General features: G+C 44.4%; 16 protein-coding genes. 5 read left to right on the plus strand and 11 right to left on the minus strand.

What is annotated here, in order from left to right:
* The 4 genes from bla to VIN08_RS07640 all read left to right on the plus strand — a co-directional run.
* On the plus strand, positions 1–824 hold an 824-nt coding region (gene bla / locus VIN08_RS07625), incomplete at its 5' end, for a class A beta-lactamase, subclass A2 (protein WP_331962641.1).
* 739 nt (positions 825–1563) lie between these two features.
* On the plus strand, positions 1564–1722 hold the full coding sequence (locus VIN08_RS07630; RefSeq protein WP_331962644.1) for a hypothetical protein: 159 nt from the start codon (positions 1564–1566) through the stop codon (positions 1720–1722).
* Between the two features lie 88 nt (positions 1723–1810).
* Positions 1811–3505: a GAF domain-containing protein gene (locus VIN08_RS07635; protein ID WP_331962647.1), complete on the plus strand. Its 1695-nt coding sequence runs from the start codon at positions 1811–1813 to the stop codon at positions 3503–3505.
* 94 nt (positions 3506–3599) lie between these two features.
* The gene (locus tag VIN08_RS07640) at positions 3600–3965 is read left to right on the plus strand and encodes a VOC family protein (protein ID WP_331962650.1); all 366 of its coding nucleotides are present in this window, start codon (positions 3600–3602) and stop codon (positions 3963–3965) included.
* Between the two features lie 2 nt (positions 3966–3967).
* Here VIN08_RS07640 and VIN08_RS07645 read toward each other — a convergent pair whose 3' ends face one another.
* Together VIN08_RS07645 and VIN08_RS07650 are read right to left on the minus strand one after the other, a co-directional pair.
* Positions 3968–4837, minus strand: a complete 870-nt coding sequence (locus VIN08_RS07645) for an alpha/beta hydrolase (RefSeq protein WP_331962653.1) — start codon at positions 4835–4837, stop codon at positions 3968–3970.
* Between the two features lie 199 nt (positions 4838–5036).
* Positions 5037–6686 (minus strand): S41 family peptidase, encoded by a 1650-nt coding sequence (locus tag VIN08_RS07650; RefSeq protein ID WP_331962656.1) that lies wholly within the window; start codon positions 6684–6686, stop codon positions 5037–5039.
* 144 nt (positions 6687–6830) lie between these two features.
* Here VIN08_RS07650 and VIN08_RS07655 point away from each other — a divergent pair, with 144 nt between their 5' ends.
* Entirely contained in the window at positions 6831–9812 is a 2982-nt protein-coding gene (locus VIN08_RS07655; protein WP_331962659.1) for a M16 family metallopeptidase, read from the plus strand.
* A gap of 85 nt (positions 9813–9897) precedes the next feature.
* Here VIN08_RS07655 and VIN08_RS07660 read toward each other — a convergent pair whose 3' ends face one another.
* The 9 genes from VIN08_RS07660 to VIN08_RS07700 form a co-directional block, all read right to left on the minus strand.
* Positions 9898–10641 (minus strand): hypothetical protein, encoded by a 744-nt coding sequence (locus VIN08_RS07660; protein ID WP_331962662.1) that lies wholly within the window; start codon positions 10639–10641, stop codon positions 9898–9900.
* A gap of 168 nt (positions 10642–10809) precedes the next feature.
* Positions 10810–11889: a dipeptidase gene (locus VIN08_RS07665; RefSeq protein ID WP_331962683.1), complete on the minus strand. Its 1080-nt coding sequence runs from the start codon at positions 11887–11889 to the stop codon at positions 10810–10812.
* A gap of 56 nt (positions 11890–11945) precedes the next feature.
* The gene (locus VIN08_RS07670; protein WP_331962665.1) at positions 11946–13052 is read right to left on the minus strand and encodes a D-TA family PLP-dependent enzyme; all 1107 of its coding nucleotides are present in this window, start codon (positions 13050–13052) and stop codon (positions 11946–11948) included.
* Between the two features lie 252 nt (positions 13053–13304).
* Entirely contained in the window at positions 13305–13568 is a 264-nt protein-coding gene (locus VIN08_RS07675) for a hypothetical protein (protein WP_331962668.1), read from the minus strand.
* A gap of 40 nt (positions 13569–13608) precedes the next feature.
* Positions 13609–14079 carry a RidA family protein gene (locus VIN08_RS07680; RefSeq protein ID WP_331962671.1) on the minus strand — a complete coding sequence of 157 codons (471 nt, stop codon included), beginning with the start codon at positions 14077–14079 and terminating at the stop codon, positions 13609–13611.
* 37 nt (positions 14080–14116) lie between these two features.
* Positions 14117–14752, minus strand: coding sequence for a PAQR family membrane homeostasis protein TrhA (gene trhA / locus VIN08_RS07685; RefSeq protein WP_331962674.1), 636 nt, complete (start codon positions 14750–14752; stop codon positions 14117–14119).
* Positions 14753–14825: 73 nt separating this feature from the next.
* On the minus strand, positions 14826–16289 hold the full coding sequence (locus VIN08_RS07690) for a gluconate:H+ symporter (protein ID WP_331962677.1): 1464 nt from the start codon (positions 16287–16289) through the stop codon (positions 14826–14828).
* 201 nt (positions 16290–16490) lie between these two features.
* A complete protein-coding gene (locus VIN08_RS07695) occupies positions 16491–16715 on the minus strand; it encodes a hypothetical protein (RefSeq protein WP_331962680.1) in 225 nt (74 codons plus the stop codon).
* Positions 16716–16828: 113 nt separating this feature from the next.
* The gene (locus VIN08_RS07700) at positions 16829–17830 is read right to left on the minus strand and encodes a beta-ketoacyl-ACP synthase III (RefSeq protein ID WP_331962686.1); all 1002 of its coding nucleotides are present in this window, start codon (positions 17828–17830) and stop codon (positions 16829–16831) included.
* Between the last annotated feature and the right edge of the window lie 40 nt (positions 17831–17870).

Here is a 17870-nt window from a genome sequence, read left to right on the forward strand (position 1 = left end):
CGCTTCGTTCGGAGATTGCGGAGATAGCCCGATCGCTCAATGCCAAAGTAGGTGTTGCTGTGATGCACCTGGAGAAGAAAGATACAGTCTCCTACCAGGGGGCGCAGCACCTTGTTATGCAAAGTGTGTTCAAGTTTCCGCTGGCTATGGCGGTGTTGCATGAAGTGGATCGTGGCAAGTTGTCGCTGGAGCAGAAGATACATATTACCCAGAAAGATATGCTCCCCAATACATGGAGCCCGATGGCGGTAAAATATCCGCAGGGCAATGCGGATGTTACGTTGCGTGATTTGCTGATGTATACTGTGTCACTCAGCGATAACAACACCTGCGATATGCTCTTCCGTTTATTAGGTGGACCAAAGAGTATAGACCGCTACGTACATAGCCTGGGAGTAAAGAATATAGCGATAGCAGCCACAGAAGATGAAATGCACCAGGCATGGGATGTACAGTATACCAACTGGTGCGAACCAACAGCGATGTTGGAAATACTGAATATATTCTTCCAGCAGAAAGCTTTGTCGAAAAGCAGTACAGAAGAATTATGGAAGTGGATGGTAGAATCGCCAACGGGTCTTAAACGAATAAAGGCGTTATTACCCGCCAACACTATCGTAGCACATAAAACCGGAACGGGTGGTACTAACGATAAAGGTATAAATGGCGCCATCAACGATGCTGGTATAATTACTCTTCCCAATGGTCAGCATGTAGCCCTTGTTGTATTTATCACCGATGCTGCCGATGGAGATGAGAAGACGGAAGCAGCTATTGCGCGTATAGGGAAGGCTGTGTACGATCACTATAGCGTTAGTCGTTAATGGTTAATCGTGAATACCGATGTTGTCTTTTACTTCAATGCAGAATATCCCACAGAACTCACAGAATAACACAAAAAATACAGGTAGAAAGTATAAAGCTAAGTGCATTTATACTTTCTACTTTTAGCTTTAAGCATTCAGCTTTCCCCTTTTTACTTCAACATTCGTTGATCGATGTTCTTTATTCGATATTTAAAATGCAGAATATTTCCCGCAGAACTCACAGAATAACACAAGAAAAATACTGGTAGAAAGTATAAAGCTAAGTGCATTTATACTTTCTACTTTTAGCTTTAAGCATTCAGCTTTCCCCTTTTTACTTCAACATTCGTTGATCGATGTTCTTTATTCTATATTTAAAATGCAGAATATTTCCCGCAGAACTCACAGAATAACACAAGAAAATACAGGTAGAAAGTATAAAGCTAAGTGCATTTATACTTTCTACTTTTAGCTTTAAGCATTCAGCTTTCCCCTTTTTACTTCAACATTCGTTGATCAATATTCCTTGTTCGATATTCAATCGATCATTATCCAATTCCAGTTTAAACATGGATGAGTTATCAGGGAACTCCTGATTTACGAAAATCAGGAGTTCCCTGATGGGAGAGGTTTTACGATTCCGTTACTTTACTTAAGGTAATCGGCAATACTATAGTTGTCTGTTAAAATAAAGTATACCGGTTGCCGGGCTATCGTTGTATAGATGCCCGTTGTAAAACCAATTAACCTCAAGCGTATGAAAACAAGACCCTCTCTTCTTGCTCTTCTGGCCCGTATGCTCCAGGTATACCGGCCTTCTCTTTTTCAACCTCGGTCTGCTATAGTGGCAACACGCGCTATAGCACCACCGCTTTCTCCCGAGCTATTTCGCAGAAGGAGCAACACGGCACTTTAAGTAATTTTTTATACTCTCTCTATTATACTTCGGCTTATGGCGGATATACTCCGCCATGCCGATTTGTTGTACAATAATTTTAAACCCTATGAAACTTACTATCCGTCAGCAGATACTTTTATTGATCGGTGTAAACTCTGCTCTAATTATCTGTGTGTTGTATATCAGTTATTCGGGTATACGCAATCTCAATGATGCAAAAGACACGCTTGCGCAGGAAGGTAAACAATTGAATTACCTCCTGTTGGCGCAGAACATGCGCGACAATCTCCGTGGACTGGTATACCGTGGCTTTTCGGTAGATCACTCGGATGTCAACGAGAAAATGGAAATCCGTAAAGAATTTGATGAACAGATCAAAGGCTTTATTGACAACACACAAAAGCTTTTGAAGTTGAACGGTAAAGATCCTGTGGTAGACGAAATATATACCAAAGGTAAAGAGTACGCGGCTTTCTCGACCGATCTGTTTGTGCATGAAATTGATGGTGATGCCGAATCATTTTTGATGCTATCGGAGTTTGGTAAATACTATACCGGCCTCGTAAAACCGATGAATGCGTTCAATAATAAAATCCAGCATCATTATGCTTCGCTGGAAGAGCAGGGAAATGTTACGGCACGCAAATCATTGTCGGGTATATTTTCAATTGCGTTGTTTGCTGTTTCAGGATCGTTGATCATCAGCGTTATTATTTCAAATCGTATCGTGAAGCGCATCAAGCGGGCGAGTCGCATCATTACGGATGTGAGCCAGGGTAAATTACCGGAGCGCAGTAAAGATGCCAGCAGCGATGAAGTTGGCGTGATGATGCAATCGCTCAATAGCTACCTCGACTCGGTAACAGAAACCGTAAAGTTTGCTGTTGAGGTTGGTAAAGGAAATCTGGATGTAGTATATACACCGTTAAGTGAGCATGACCAGTTAGGGAAATCATTGCTTGAAATGCGTGGCAACCTGAAGAAGGCAGCTGTAGAAGATGAAAAGAGAAATTGGGTGCTGAATGGAATGGCCGGTTATGTTGATCTCAGCCGGAAGGAGTCGCACAATATAGCCACGTTTGCCGATCATGTGTTGTCGTACCTGGTAAGGTATATGCAGGTGAACCAGGCATTCTTTTATACCGTGGAAGAGAAGGCAGAAGGTGAAGAAGTGTTGTTGTTGAAAGCGGGTTATGCGTGGGATCGTAAGAAATACTATGAGCAGGAGATTGAAAAAGGGAATGGTCTTGCCGGGCAGGCGTGGCAGGAAGGTTCAATGATATACCTGCGTGATATACCGGCCGACTATGTAAAGATCACTTCGGGGTTGGGTATGTCTACACCACGCAACCTGGTTATTCTTCCGTTAAAAGTAAATGATATAGTATATGGTGTGATCGAGATCGCTTCGTTTAAAGAGATCGAACAGCACGAGTTAGGTTTTCTGGAGAAGATCGCTGAGAATATTGCTTCTACATTGGCGAATGTACTGACCGCAGAGCGAACACAAAATTTACTTTATCAGTCGCAGGAGCAGATGGAGCGACTCAATGCGCAGGAAGAAGAAATGCGACAGAATATGGAAGAGATGCAGGCTACACAGGAAGAGCTGGCGCGCAAGGAGCGTGAGTATATGGCGCAGATCAGGCGATTGAATGATGAGCTCAGAAGCAACAACGAAAGCCTGGAAAAGAAAGAAGCAGAATCAAACGAGCATGCGCTGAAAGATATGGTAGCAGAAGCGTTGCGCAAGCAGGGAGAGATTTCACAGAATGTATATGTTGATAAAACGTTTCTCTGACAAAAATCATAATAAAATATAGCATAGGATTTGAATAATCGGGTGGGAGAAAAGATATTCGTATATCCAATCCACCATCAAATATTTTACTGCTATGCTCGGATTACGCACTACCATTTACAAAGTATCGGATATCAATAAAGCAAAGGCGTGGTATTCCAAAGCTTTTGAAACAACTCCATATTTTGATGAACCATTCTATGTTGGTTTTAATATAGGAGGCTATGAGCTGGGCTTGCAACCGGAAGAGACTCCGGTAAAAGAGAAAGCGGAAAGCGTGGTATCGTATTGGGGTGTATTGGCCGTGCAGCAGGAATATGATCGTCTGCTTGCGCTCGGTGCAACCGAACATGAAAAACCGCAGAACGTTGGTGGCGAGATTGTAGTAGCTACTGTAAAAGATCCGTGGGGAAATATACTCGGTATAATTTACAACCCTGAGTTTAAAGTTGAGGAGTAAATTTACTTCTCTGCCGATGGCTGGTTGTGCAGCATCCGCACAATCGCATCGTGAATGAGTTCGGGATTGCTCCACGGAACAAAGTGATTCATATCATCTTTGAAAACAAATTCCACCGGAGCATTTACCAGCATTTTTTTAGCAAAGTCAGCATTGGCAGGGGAGACGAGTACATCTTTTCTTCCCTGTATAACAATTACAGGACACTTGATTGTTTTCCATAGCGGAAGCATTTCCTCGAGCTCGGGCTTCAGGTGGTATATTTCATCGTTGGAGGCTCTGAACGAACGCGGCAATATCCATCGCAAGAATGGTGTAGCGAGTGGTGCGCGAAACCATGTTTCGTTTGGTTCCAGTTCCGGATCGATCGATCCTGCCACAATGATCAATCCATCTACCAGTTCAGGATAGTCCATCGCCATGCGCGCAATGAGCGGTCCACCCAACGAATGTCCAACGAGTATAATCGGGCGATTGTGTTTATGTTTCTCCAGTATAGGCTTGAGTATAGCGGCCTGTTTTTGTAACGACTTTTCTCCTGTACCAAAATTCGAGTAGCCAAACCCTGGCCTGTCCGTTGTAACGAGCAGCGCCTGTTGTGTAAGGGAAGAATCTTTCAGGAAGTGTATAAATGCACTGAGCGATCCGGGCGAGCCGTGTATAAAGAGTATAAGCGGTTTGGTAGTATCGCCTGCCTCGGCATAATGTATGTTGCGAAATCCCCGGGTATAGGAATGCTGCGACCCGCTGATGTGATTTTCCTTAAAGAATGTATCCACCTCCTTCGAACTCATGCGAAACGTCATGCACGCATGCATCAGCACCATGGTGGAGAGCAACAGTATAGCAGCGATGATCTTTACTTTCTTCATGGGTCTAAAGCTGAAAGCTAAAAGTCGAAAGCGGAAAGAGAGATTTTAAGATTGGAAAATTTTAAGATTGAAAAATTAGAAGTATAGCTTTGTGCTACTTTGAGTCTTCTTTGTGCAATTGGATTTTTGTTCCCACAGAATTCACAGATTCACACAGAATAAAATACATTGATTCCCGCTTCAGGCAGCCAGTAACTTTTTACAAATTCAGCGTCTTTTTATACCGCACATTATCATGCAATATATCGATGGCTTTCTTTACATCGTCATCGTACTTGAAGCCGGCTTCGATGCTTCCTTTTTCCAAATGATAACGGGCTACTATATCTTCTTCCAGCAATAGTTTGATCTCGTCTTTGTAGAGTATCAATTCGCTCTTCTTGCTTTCGGCAATGCGGTTGGCTACCTGCTCGAGTTGTGCTTTCAGTTCGCTATAGTATTTTTCTTTTTTGGCTTCTTCGGTAAATTCCTGAAGTTCGTATTCGAGGTAGGATTTATACTTATAGTTCTTATCCTTCATCCAGGTAACAAACTGCTGGTATTCTTCATCGCTTAATGCGAAGGTGCGTGCATTTACCGGCTCGGTACGTTTGGAAACATATTGCGTAACAAAATCGAATATATACCCTTTCTCAAAAAGTACTTGCGTCAGCAAGTGCGCTTCTTTGGGTTCAGTCTTAACATCCGGATCTATACCACCACCATCATATACCGTGCGACCTGTGGAAGTTTTAAAAGCACGTTTCAGCGAATCGGGTATAGAACCCACGCTGCCATCTTCCCTGCGATGTGTATAGTCCAGTACCTGGATACAACGCCCCGTAGGAGTATAATACTTAGCTGTAGTAACTTTCAATTGTGAGTTATAGGAGAGCGGGCGACTAACCTGTACCAATCCTTTACCATACGATTTCTCACCGATAATTACGGCACGATCATAATCTTGCAAAGTTCCTGCTACAATCTCGGAAGCAGATGCACTGCCGCGGTTGATTAGTACCGTTACCGGTATATCTGTATCTACCGGAGGGTTTAGCGTTTCATAGTTGAGGTTGTTCTCCGGTATTTTTCCTTTGGTGCTTACTACCAGTTTACCTTTTGGTAAAAACAGGTTCGTGATATTTACCGCTTCTATCAGTAAACCTCCCGGGTTGCCGCGCAGGTCGAGTATAACACTCTTGGCGCCTTTTTCTTTCAGTGCAGTCAATGCGTTCTTTACTTCTTTGGCAGCATCCGGAGTAAAATCAGAAAGCTGTATAAAGGCTACATCATTTCCCACCATGCCGTAGTAGGGTACATTATTTACTTTGATCTTCTCGCGTTTAAATTCAATGCGTATAGGTTGGTCCACGCCTTTGCGTTTAATGGTTAACGCTACCGGAGTGCCTACCTGTCCTTTCATGAGGTGGCTTGATTCTTCGCGGGTAAGTTTGGCAAGTTCTATATCATCAATGCGAACAATCTCATCGCCAATCTTCAGGCCGCCTTTTTGTGCGCCATATCCTTCCATAATCATCGTTACAACGGTACGGCTACCTATTTCGCGGGTAATAGCGCCTATACCTCCATATTGCCCTGTATTGATCGTACGGAAGTCTTCCACTTCATCTTCCGGTATATAGTTGGTATAAGGGTCCAGCGAATTGAGCATGGCATCAATGCCTGTGCGCACCAGTTTATTTGGATTTACATCGTCTACATATAGTGCATTTACTTCCTTGAACAGCGTGGCAAAAATGTCGAGGTTCTTGGCGATTTCGAAATAGCGTTCAGCCGGTGGCGTGAAAGCCGCAGCTACCAAGGCAACCAGCACAATGGAGAAGGCGAGTAATCTTTTTTTAGTCTTCATGAGATAATTTTATTCTACGCAGAAACCAATGCTCACGTGTGAATTTATTCAGGACTGGAAAATTCATCATTTAAAAGGTAAAATTCATAAGGATGTATGGTAATCTTCGTTATTTTTAATCGAAACCCTTAAAACCACGGATTCATGATCAAAACCTTTTGGCGCACCACCCTGGTCGCCCTGCTCTTTTTATGGGCTTGTCAGAATGAAAGCGGCAAGTATGAACGCAAAACCGGTGAAAGCAACGGTTACTCGTATGAGTATGTTACCAACGATCCACTGAAGGTAAGAATTTACACGCTAAAGAATGGTTTGAAAGTTTACCTGAGCCAGTACGCAGCTGAGCCTCGCATTCAAACCCAGATCGCTGTAAAGGCAGGCGGTAAAAATGATCCCGCCACCAACACCGGTCTGGCGCACTACCTGGAGCACATTATGTTTAAAGGCACTGCCGATTTTGGTACGCGCGACTGGACAAAAGAGTCGGTATACCTCGACAGTATTGAACATATGTTTACACACTATAGCACGCTGAAAGATTCTGTTGAACGTGTAAAGTATTACAAACTGATCGATCAGGTATCTAACGAAGCATCAGCATTTGCTATTGCCAATGAGTATGATAAAATGGTGAGCGAGCTCGGTGCGCGTGGTACCAACGCCTATACTTCTGAAGATCGCACGGTATATATCAACGATATACCGGCCAATCAACTGGAGAGCTGGCTGCAACTGGAAGGTAATCGCTTTCAGAAAATAGTGCCGCGCTTATTCCACACCGAACTGGAAGCGGTATATGAGGAGAAGAACCGAAGCCTCGATAACGACTACTGGAAAACTTTCGAAACGCTATACGGTGCTATTTTTACCAAGCATCCTTATGGTACGCAAACCGTTATCGGTACAATTGATCACCTGAAGAATCCTTCTATTACCGAGATCAAAAAATATTTTGATACATACTATCGTCCGAACAATGTGGCGATCTGTTTGAGTGGTGACCTGGATTATGATAAGACGATTGCCCTGATCGATAAATCTTTTGGCAGCTGGAAGGCCAACGATCAATTGCCGGTGTGGACGAAAGTTGAAGAAGACCCGATTGCCAAACCGGTAGAGAAAGAAGTATACGGCCCCGATGCAGAGTGGGTAAATGTTGGTTTTCGCTTTCGCGGAAGAAACAGTGAGGACTATAAATTGTTAACGCTTACGGATATGATTTTGTCCAACTCACAGGCGGGACTTATCGATATAAACCTGAAGCAACAGCAAAAAGTAATAGAGCCCTCCAGCTATGTAGATCAGTTGGGAGACTATAGCATTCATACATTCTCCGGTCGCCCGCGCGAAGGGCAGAGCCTGGAAGATGTAAAGAAATTATTGCTGGAACAGATCGAGCTGGTAAAGAAAGGAGAGTTTGAAGACTGGCTGATCGAAGCTACGATCAACGATCTGAAGAAAAATAAAATACAGGGATCAGAACGCAACTGGTCGCGCTCCAATGACCTGGTGCTCGCCTTTACCAACAGTATACCGTGGGAACAGTATATTGCCGAGGTTGATGATCTGCGCAAGATCAAGAAGGAAGATATAGTTAAGTTTGCCAATGAGAACTACAAGGATAATTATGTGGTGGTATATAAACGCACCGGTAAAGATCCGCATGCTCAAAAAGTGGATAAGCCCACTATTACCAAAGTAACGCTTAACAAGGAAGACAAGTCGCCATTCCACGAAGCGATACTAAAGAACAAGCCTCAGAAACTGAAGCCGGTGTTTGTGGATTATGACAAAGACATTCAGAAGCTGAAGATGAACAAGGATGTTGATGTACTCTATACACCCAATACAGAGAACGATCTTTTCTCGCTATACTATCTGTCGGATGTAGGAACGAACAACGATCCGAAGATGAATGTTGCCGTGGAGTATTTGCAATATCTGGGCACCGATGAAATGTCGGCCGAAGAGTTCAAGAAAGAGTTTTATAAGCTGGGGTGTAACGTTGGTGTATCGGCAGCGGAAGACAGAACCTATATATACCTGACGGGCCTCACCGAGAACACGGATAAAGCACTGCAGCTCTTTGAAAAATTACTGGCCAATCCGAAAGCGGATGATGAAGCGCTGAAGAAAATGATTGATGGTATATTCAAGAAGCGCGATGACAGCAAGAAGGACAAAGGCACGATTATGTTTGATGGTCTGATCAACTACGGACTATATGGTGCTAAATCTCCCTTTACCAATGTGCTGAGCAATAAAGAGCTTCGCGAAGTAAAAGCCGATGAACTGATCACGATCATCAAGGACTTTACAAAAACGCAACACCGTGTGCTATACTACGGGCCGAAGAAAGGCGAGGAAGTTGTAGCATCGCTCAATCAATACCATGCACTGCCCGATCAGTTAAAGCCTGTACCACCTCCGGTAGAATTTAAAATGCAGGATGTAGCCAAGCCAACCGTATACTGGGCTGATTATGATATGGTGCAGGAAGAAATCATGTACCTGTCGAAAGGTGAGGGTTTTGATAAGACACGTTTACCGATCAGTCGCATGTTCAATGAATACTTTGGTGGTAACATGAGTTCTCCGGTGTTCCAGGAATTGAGAGAAGCACAAGGCCTGGCGTATGCTGCTTTTGCATACTATGGCTCGGCTGATAAACCTACAGGCAACGATATGTTCTATGCCTATATAGGAACGCAGGCCGACAAACAACCCGAGGCGATGAAGGCGATGAAAGGTTTGCTTACGAATTTCCCGAGAACAGAAGCCGGCTTTGAAGTAGCACGCAATGCTATACTGAACCAGATAGAGAGTGAGCGCATTACCAAAACGCGTATACTCTTTGATTATGAAACAGCACGCAAGCGTGGACTCGATTATGATATACGTAAAGATGTATATGACCAGGTGCAGAAATTTACACTGGCCGATGTTGAGAAGTTTGCGCAGGATAACATTAAAGGAAAGAACTTTAATATAGTGCTGATCGGTAACAAGAACAAGATCAACTTCAAGGAGCTGAAACAATATGGCGAAGTAAAAGAGCTTTCGCTGGATGAAATATTCGGTTACGAAAAAGTACAGAAGATCGACCTGGAGAAACCAAATCAGTAAGATATAGTATAGTTATAACGAAAATAGCTCTCCGCCCCAGGCGGAGAGCTATTTTTTTTGTGATGCAGGCTCTTGTGAGTATGCTCTAGTATAAACGTACTTTCGTTCTATATCTTCCGCGGAAGTATTCTCGCATCTTTAGTACTTCGCGCGATTTATCGGCAATCCAGAAGGTAGCATAAGCGCCAGGTGCATAGTCGATGCGTAACAACCAGCACGGAACTTTTACGCTGTTGTTCAAAGCAAGGTCTTCTTTTCCTGTAACGGTGAGCAGGTAATAATCCGACTTGGGTGTGCCCGGTTCATAAAAAGCAATCGCGAATTTCTGACCGATCTTTTTAAACGGCAGCAATGGAAATATCTCAAGGTCCATCGGAAACTCAAAGGCCGGAGGATTCAGTGTTACGCTAAAGGTACTATCACGTTTGGTATGGCGCGATGAATCCGGAATAGTAACAACGTTGTTACGAAAGCTATAGGTAAATTTGCCGCGCTTCTTATAGCTGGCATAGTGTGTAAGCGGAGTAAGAGAGGGCAGTTCGCCAGTAGCCTCTACGTGGGCCATCAATGAATCTTTCTGATACCAGTTCCAGTCGAAGTGGTATATCTTTTTGCCAGCTTGCTGTGAGATGCGCACCGAGCGATCCCAGAGGGCAGCCGAACCCAAACGTCTTCCCAAACTATCTTCAAAGAAAACTGCGTACGAGCTTTTCCCCTCGCGAAAAGCAGCCATGTTGAGCTTCAGATTTTTTGTATTGATCGTATCAACCTGCGCCACTGCCGAACCAGCAGCCATACAAACAAGAACCAGTAAAGAAATATACCTCATAGCATCGTTGTTAAAGTGTATGAACCCATTGGTCGCAAACACCCCGCACACGCTACAGATATTTCATAAAAAAATCTTATAACCACTATTTACTTCTTACTCCCGGCTTCTTACTCCTGTATCTCAGCTCCCCCTGCATTCCACTTTCTGCTTTCCACTTAAAGCTTTCTATTTCCACGCTCTTCTCAAAAACCTCAACCAATTTCCGTGCAATACATTCGCTATATCTTCTTCCGAATAGCCGCGCTTCGCCAGCATAGCCGGTATCTTTTGCAGGTCTGCTATAGTTTCGATGTCGTACGGACTTTGTTCTTTGCCAAACGCTCCATCCAGGTCAGAGCCTATTGCTATATGGTTGGCATTACCGGCAAGCTGACAGATGTGATCCATGTGATCGATCAGTTTTTCCAGGCCGCAGTCCATGCTCAAAGGCGTTGATACATTCTTGATCCATTCCGGCACCACCATCCACGCATCCATTACTCCACCAATCACTGCACCGCGGCTGATCAGTTCTTTAATTTGTTCGTCACTAAACTGGCGGTTATGATTTACCAGTGTTCTGCAGTTGTTGTGACTAGCCCATACGTTGCCATGAAAATGATCCATCGCTTCCCAGAAACTATCATCGCATAAATGTGTAGCATCGAGTATGATGTTGAGTCGCTCCATTTCTTTCAGTAAAGCCTGTCCGGGTTTACCCATACCTCCGGTAGCGTTGGTGCCCTGTGCATAACGACCGGGACCATAGTGACCGGGACCGATAGCACGTAAACCGGAATTATAGGCACGCTCTACATAATCAACTGTAACAATAGAGTCTGCACCTTCGAGGCTTAATATATACCCGATCGCTTTTTTATCATTGGGCTTCCCGTTGTTCCATTGCTGCAAATGATTTTCAAGCTGCTGCAGGTTGGTGATCTGCACCATCTCACCGGCTTCTTCCATAGCCTTATACCATGCAAGTTGCGCTTGTGTTTGTGCCCATGCCTGCTCAGGCGAATGCCAGCCCGGTAAATTATTGTCGGGTGCTACATAGCGGGCAATCTGTGTGGCTACCACCAGCCCTATATTTCCTTTTCGCAGTTCTTCAAAGCATACTACACCATTGCCGCGATCGGGTTTATCGGTCATGCCTTTTTCGCGGCTCCGGATTTCGTGTATGGATTTACGATAGTCTCGATTCCATTCCATGGCATTCATGGCCAGGTCTAGATGAGCGTCTATAATGAAAGGTATATTCATGGTTGCAGACTGGTGGTTGGTGGTGTAGTTGTCGGATCTGTTATATATATACTTCGCTATACCGTGATCATGCGGTTGCGTGCGCGCGTAGTCCAGTACTGCTGTACTTCGTGGTTGATCACCACAGCAGCACGATCGTGCAGGGCTACAGTAGGACATACGTGGTAAGGCACACCGTAGAGTACATCGCCTACCTGGTAATTACTGCCGGCAGGTGTTTTCAGAATCATGTGTTCTTCGCTGTGGCCAATAGGTTGCAGGTCGGGAGCGTTGAGAAACGTTACGCGATTAGTCAACGGGTTTTCAGAGGCAATGGCTTTATGCCCGAGGTCGATGCAGATTGTGTTCTCTGCCGGTATAGAGATTACGCGTGTTACCACGAGTGCTGCAAATAAAAAGGGTTGCTCCTGTAATATACCTTTGTAGCCGGTGTCCCAATATATATATGTACCGGGGCTGCACGCTACATCTTTACGTTTGGAGTGTATAGGAAATGTTGGTGTTCCTCCTGCTACAACGGCCGGGCTATTGCCTGTTTGCTGTATAATCTGTTGACGCAGATTCTCCACGGCTGCAAAAGCTTCGTTGCATTTTTGTGTACGCACAGCAAAATCAACATCACGCAGGTGGCCGTCATAAGCGTGTAATCCGTACGCCACGATGCCGGGTAAGGATAATAATTCTTTATAGAGTGCAAGCGCGGCAGCCGGAGTAATACCGGTGCGGTTCATCCCTACATTCAGATCGATATATACTTTGATGGTTGAAGCGTGTTTTTCAAATACATTACTGATGTGGCGTGCGGTAGCTATAGTATCTACCAGGCAGGCAAAAATAGTATTCGGGAATTTCGCTGTGAGTTCTGCCAGGCGTTCGGCTTTCGGGCCAACAGGTTGATAGGCGAGGAGTATATCTTTTGCTCCGGCGTCTGCCAGCATCTCGGCTTCTGCTATAGTAGCACACTTGAATTGTGTTATACCTTCGCTGATCAGCATCTTCGCTACTTCAGGCGATTTGTTCGTCTTCATGTGCGGACGAAGACGCGTAACATCAGGAACAAATGTTTTGAGTATACGAATGTTTTCCTTGATGCGGTCAGGGTATACGGCCAGGGCAGGAGTATCCACCTGCTCAATATTGTTAATAGTAAACCAGTCACTCATGTTCGTTGTTGCTTTAGGCGTTTTTCCATTCCCTCTAAAATCTTCTCGCCTGTAAAAGTAATGATGTAGTCGAAGTTTTTCTCTTTGTTAAATATTAAATCACTGTCCGAGAACTGCTAACAATAAACATAGTTTTGTGTGTGATGTGTTTGGTGATTTCCCTTTGATTAAAAATGTAAAGTTGTTTTTCCCGAAACGATTCGTCCCAGGGCTGAACAGGAATTTTTTTTCTGAAAGATTTTATGAACGATATCAATATCGCGCAATAGCTTCTTTACGTTCATCTTTCAATTGGAGTGCGTAATCAAAACCGCTTGTATTTAATTTGTGAAGCCAGTCACGAAAATCAGAAGGGTGTATGAGTATATCATTACCAAGCATTCTGAATGTTTTTCCGATCAGAGAATTTTTAAGATCGGCATGCAACGCTTCATTAATGGCACTGATATGTATATCTTCTCTGGAAGAAGCTAACCTGTGCAAGTCTCTCAGTTTTTCGATCGCTACAGTTTGCATAGCTAAATATACAATTTATCAGGTGATAATGGAATAGCCATTAATGCAGTTCAAACATAGCCTCAATCTCTACCGGTATATTATCCGGTAGTGAGCCCATACCTACGGCACTGCGCACACCGATACCATTTTCTTCGCCCCATACCTGGGCAAAGAGTTCGCTGCAGCCGTTGATCACAAATGGATGACGTTCAAATTCAGATACAGCGTTAACCATACCCAATACTTTAACAACACGTTTGATCTTGTTGAAGCTTCCGAGGTTTGCTTTTAGTGTGGCCAGTATAGCAAGCCCTACCTGGCGCGCAGCCAGTTTACCATCTTCCATCGTCATATCTTTACCGATACGACCGATGATCAGTGAACCATCTGCCTGCACTGTGCCGTGCCCGGATACATACACGAAATTTCCTACGATGAGAAATGGTTTATATACTCCCAATGGTTTTGGGGCAGGCGGTAATACAAGATTCAGCTCTTCAAAGCGTTGATCGGGTGAGATTGTAGACATAGTGATGAATTGAGCTGAAAAGATAATCAATCCCTGATTACCCCAGCAAACCGATCACCGAAAAGAAATGCGCTGTGCTTCCGGCCAACACAAACAAATGCCAGATGCTGTGATAGTAACGGATTTTATCTTTCACAAAGAAGAATGTGCCTGCTGTGTAAAACACACCACCCAGCAACAGAAACACAAAGCTGGTGAGTGGTATGGCATCATAGAGTTGCTTGAAGATGATAACACCCAGCCAACCCATAATGATATAGAGGATGGTGGAGAGTAATTCTTTTTTACCGGTAAAGAATGCTTTCAATACGATGCCGATAATAGCACATGCCCAGATGAGACCGAACATTGTCCAGCCAATCCAGTTTTGAAGATATAGGCAGAACGGAGTATAGGTGCCTGCAATGAGCAGGTAGATAGACATGTGATCAACCTTGCGGAAAAACAATTTGGCTTTTTCGTGGGTAATGCTGTGATAGAGTGTGGAGGCCATGTATAGCAACACCATTGTTCCGCCAAATACAGAGAAGCTCACGATGTGCCACGCTGTACCTTTTATCGTGGCGAATACTACCAGTAAAACAAGTGCTGCTGCTGCCAGCAGTGCGCCCAGCCCATGCGTTAGGGCGTTGGCCAATTCTTCGCGGTGTGATTTTATAGCACTACTACTCATAATCGTTCATCCAATAAAGTTACCTGGTTGTTGAACGAAATAAGTATACCAAAGATTTCACACAAACTAAATTTTATTGAAGATAATGGATGATCATCACCCCGATCAGTCCACACACCGACACAATGGTTTCCATCAGCGACCACGACTGAATTGTCTGGCGTATGCTGAGGTTGAAATATTCTTTATATAGCCAGAAGCCTGTGTCATTAACATGCGAGAACATAAGACTGCCCGCTCCGATGGAGAGCACCATCAGGTTGGGATCAACGTTCATCGTTGAGAGTAATGGTGCAATTATACCAGCGGCTGTTAGCCCGGCTACCGTAGCAGAACCAACACACACACGAATTAAACATGCAATCGTCCAGCCTAAAACCAGCGGATGTATGTCGAGGCCACTGAGCAATACCGCTATCTGACTGCTTACACCGCTATCGATCAGAATCTGTTTGAGTGCGCCAGCACCACCCATGATCAGCAGGATCATCGCTATATCTTTTACGGCTTCGCCATAGATGTTCATCACCTTTTGCATTTCCATGCCTTGCCCCGTGCCGAGTGTAAACGTAGCCACTGCCAGGGAGATAATCATGACCATAGCCGGATCGCTTACGAACTTCATGATCGCCTGTATACTTTCATTGGTAACTCTCGAAGCAAGAAGTGCTGTGACCGCCAGTAAAATTACCGGCAGGAGCGAAGAGAAGATACTGATGCCAAGTCCTGGCAATTTTTCCGGAGCAACATCGGCTGCATTCTCGAATATTTTTGGAGCAGGCGGATTTATCTTCTTTAAAGTCTTTGAAAATATAGGGCCTGCTATAATAACAGTCGGTAATCCGATCATTACACCGTATAGCAGCGTAGTGCCGATGTTGGCATGAAACTGTGCTACAAGTGCAGTAGGCGAAGGATGGGGCGGCAGAAAACCATGCGTTACAGAAAGTGATGCCAGCATGGGCAAGCCTATATATACTGCTGGTAATTTATAGCGGAGCGCTACCGAAAAAATGAGCGGCACAACCAATACAAATCCTACATTGTAGAACAATGGTATACCAATGATAAAACCGGTAAACATCAGCGCCCACTGTATATATCGTTCGCCAAAAAGCTTTACCATATACGATGCGATCTGCTGTGCTGCACCACTATCGGCTACCAGTTTGCCTAACATGGCTCCGCAGGCAATAACAATTACCAGCGAACCGAGCATATCGCCTATACCTTTCTGGATAGAGGTGGTGATTGTTGCTATAGGTATACCCAGCAACGCACCTGCCAGGGCCGATACAACCAGGAAGGCCAGGAACGGATTGATCTTGAACATCGAGATCATCACGATGAGCAGAACGATGCAGAAGAATATAGTTAGCAGTGGATGATCGCCTGTGTCACCAACAATGCGAAATATTCGCAGCGTAAAGTAAAGTGCTGTGACCAATACTGTGGAAAGCGTGCTGACTACTTTATTTACCTTGAATTGCCAGAGCAGTATGACCAGCAGGAGTATACAGAACAATACAATGATCATCGTTGAGCGCGGGTTTAGTGATTGGTTTGCCAACGAAGCTAAGGAAAAATGTGTTTACGTGTTTATGTGTTCAGGTGTTTATGTTGGTGGTTCACAACTTTGATGAACGGCTATAGGAGAAATGGAAGGTATATATAGATGCATATTGGAGACTGTGGCAGTCTCCATTACTATAGCAGGCAACGTATAGATGAGAGTATCTTAGAATTTATCGGGTACCTGTACGATGCGCACCACGATCTCGTGCGGATCACCGTCTTTATCGAGCAGGCTGAAACGAACCATGGGGTTATCTTTGCGGGTGTTGGTCTCTACATGAATTACCTGGTTATCCTGCAGGTGTTTTTCAATTTCCTTCTGAAGGATATATAGCGCATTTGCGAAATCAACTTCCAGCGGACTCGGATTATAAGAGGCGGTCTTCATGGTTTGGAGCAGTTATCAGTTAATCGTTATCAGTTAATCGTTACACGTTACTGGTTAATGATTATCCGTCTTTACGAATAACGATTAACTTATAACGGACAACGTATAACGGTCTACCACCTGATCAGCGCAGAGGCCCAGGTAAAGCCACTGCCGAAGGCGGCTAAACAAATTAAGTCATTTTCTTTGATTTTACCTTCAGCCCAGGCTTCGCTGAGGGCTATTGGTATAGAAGCCGCTGTGGTATTGCCATAGCGCATAATGTTATTATATACCTGGTCGTTGCTGAGCGCCAGTTTCTCCTGTATATATTGGCTGATGCGCAGGTTGGCCTGGTGCGGCACCAGCAGGTTTATAGCTTCTTTGGTAAGCTTGTTGGCATCGAGTGCCTCCTGAATTACTTCCATGAAACGAACCACTGCATGTTTAAATACCTGGTTCCCGTTCATCACTACTTTAAATGTAGAAGTATCGGTGATCTGCTCGGGTTGTCTTTCTTTATGCGGGCGACTGCTACCCGGATCTTTTACATATAGCTCTTCAGCAAAGGTGCCGTCTGAGTGAAGATGCGTTGATAATATACCGGGCTTATCAGAAGGCTGAAGTATAACAGCACCGGCACCATCGCCAAAAATTACGGCTGTATTTCTTCCGCGGGTAGATATATCCAGCGCGGTAGATTGAATTTCGGCTCCTACTACGAGTATCGTTTTATACATACCCGTTTTGATAAACTGATCGGCCACCGAAAGTGCATATATAAATCCCGAGCATGCGTTACGGATGTCGAGCGCTGCGATCTTGCCATCGAGACCTAATTCACGTTGCAACAACACTCCTGAACCCGGAAAGAAATAGTCCGGTGTAATAGTAGCAAATACAATGAAATCTATATCTGTTTCCTTAAGCCTGGCGCGTTGCAAGGCCATGCGTGTAGCCTTGGCAGCCATGTTGGCAACAGTATCTTTCTCCGGATTCATCCAGCGTCTTTCATGAATACCGGTACGCTCAACGATCCAGTCGTTGTTGGTATCCATAACAGTAGAAAGATATTCGTTGGTGATGACATTGTCCGGAACGTGATGGCCAAGGCCGACAATTTTAGAGTAGCGCATTCGATTGAACTTTAGCGAGCGCAAAGGTAGTGAATAATTA

Source organism: Ohtaekwangia sp. (assembly GCF_036568665.1).
Classification (GTDB): Bacteria; Bacteroidota; Bacteroidia; order Cytophagales; family Cyclobacteriaceae; genus Ohtaekwangia.

Coding starts and splice junctions, on each gene's coding strand:
- VIN08_RS07670 (WP_331962665.1), bottom strand. CDS start 13,052: ATGAGTGACTGGTTTACTATTAACAATATTGAGCAGGTGGATACTCCT.
- VIN08_RS07675 (WP_331962668.1), bottom strand. CDS start 13,568: ATGCAAACTGTAGCGATCGAAAAACTGAGAGACTTGCACAGGTTAGCT.
- VIN08_RS07660 (WP_331962662.1), bottom strand. CDS start 10,641: ATGAGGTATATTTCTTTACTGGTTCTTGTTTGTATGGCTGCTGGTTCG.
- VIN08_RS07630 (WP_331962644.1), top strand. CDS start 1,564: ATGAAAACAAGACCCTCTCTTCTTGCTCTTCTGGCCCGTATGCTCCAG.
- VIN08_RS07700 (WP_331962686.1), bottom strand. CDS start 17,830: ATGCGCTACTCTAAAATTGTCGGCCTTGGCCATCACGTTCCGGACAAT.
- VIN08_RS07680 (WP_331962671.1), bottom strand. CDS start 14,079: ATGTCTACAATCTCACCCGATCAACGCTTTGAAGAGCTGAATCTTGTA.
- VIN08_RS07690 (WP_331962677.1), bottom strand. CDS start 16,289: ATGATCATTGTATTGTTCTGTATACTCCTGCTGGTCATACTGCTCTGG.
- VIN08_RS07635 (WP_331962647.1), top strand. CDS start 1,811: ATGAAACTTACTATCCGTCAGCAGATACTTTTATTGATCGGTGTAAAC.
- trhA (WP_331962674.1), bottom strand. CDS start 14,752: ATGAGTAGTAGTGCTATAAAATCACACCGCGAAGAATTGGCCAACGCC.
- VIN08_RS07665 (WP_331962683.1), bottom strand. CDS start 11,889: ATGAATATACCTTTCATTATAGACGCTCATCTAGACCTGGCCATGAAT.
- VIN08_RS07645 (WP_331962653.1), bottom strand. CDS start 4,837: ATGAAGAAAGTAAAGATCATCGCTGCTATACTGTTGCTCTCCACCATG.
- VIN08_RS07650 (WP_331962656.1), bottom strand. CDS start 6,686: ATGAAGACTAAAAAAAGATTACTCGCCTTCTCCATTGTGCTGGTTGCC.
- VIN08_RS07695 (WP_331962680.1), bottom strand. CDS start 16,715: ATGAAGACCGCCTCTTATAATCCGAGTCCGCTGGAAGTTGATTTCGCA.
- VIN08_RS07655 (WP_331962659.1), top strand. CDS start 6,831: ATGATCAAAACCTTTTGGCGCACCACCCTGGTCGCCCTGCTCTTTTTA.
- VIN08_RS07640 (WP_331962650.1), top strand. CDS start 3,600: ATGCTCGGATTACGCACTACCATTTACAAAGTATCGGATATCAATAAA.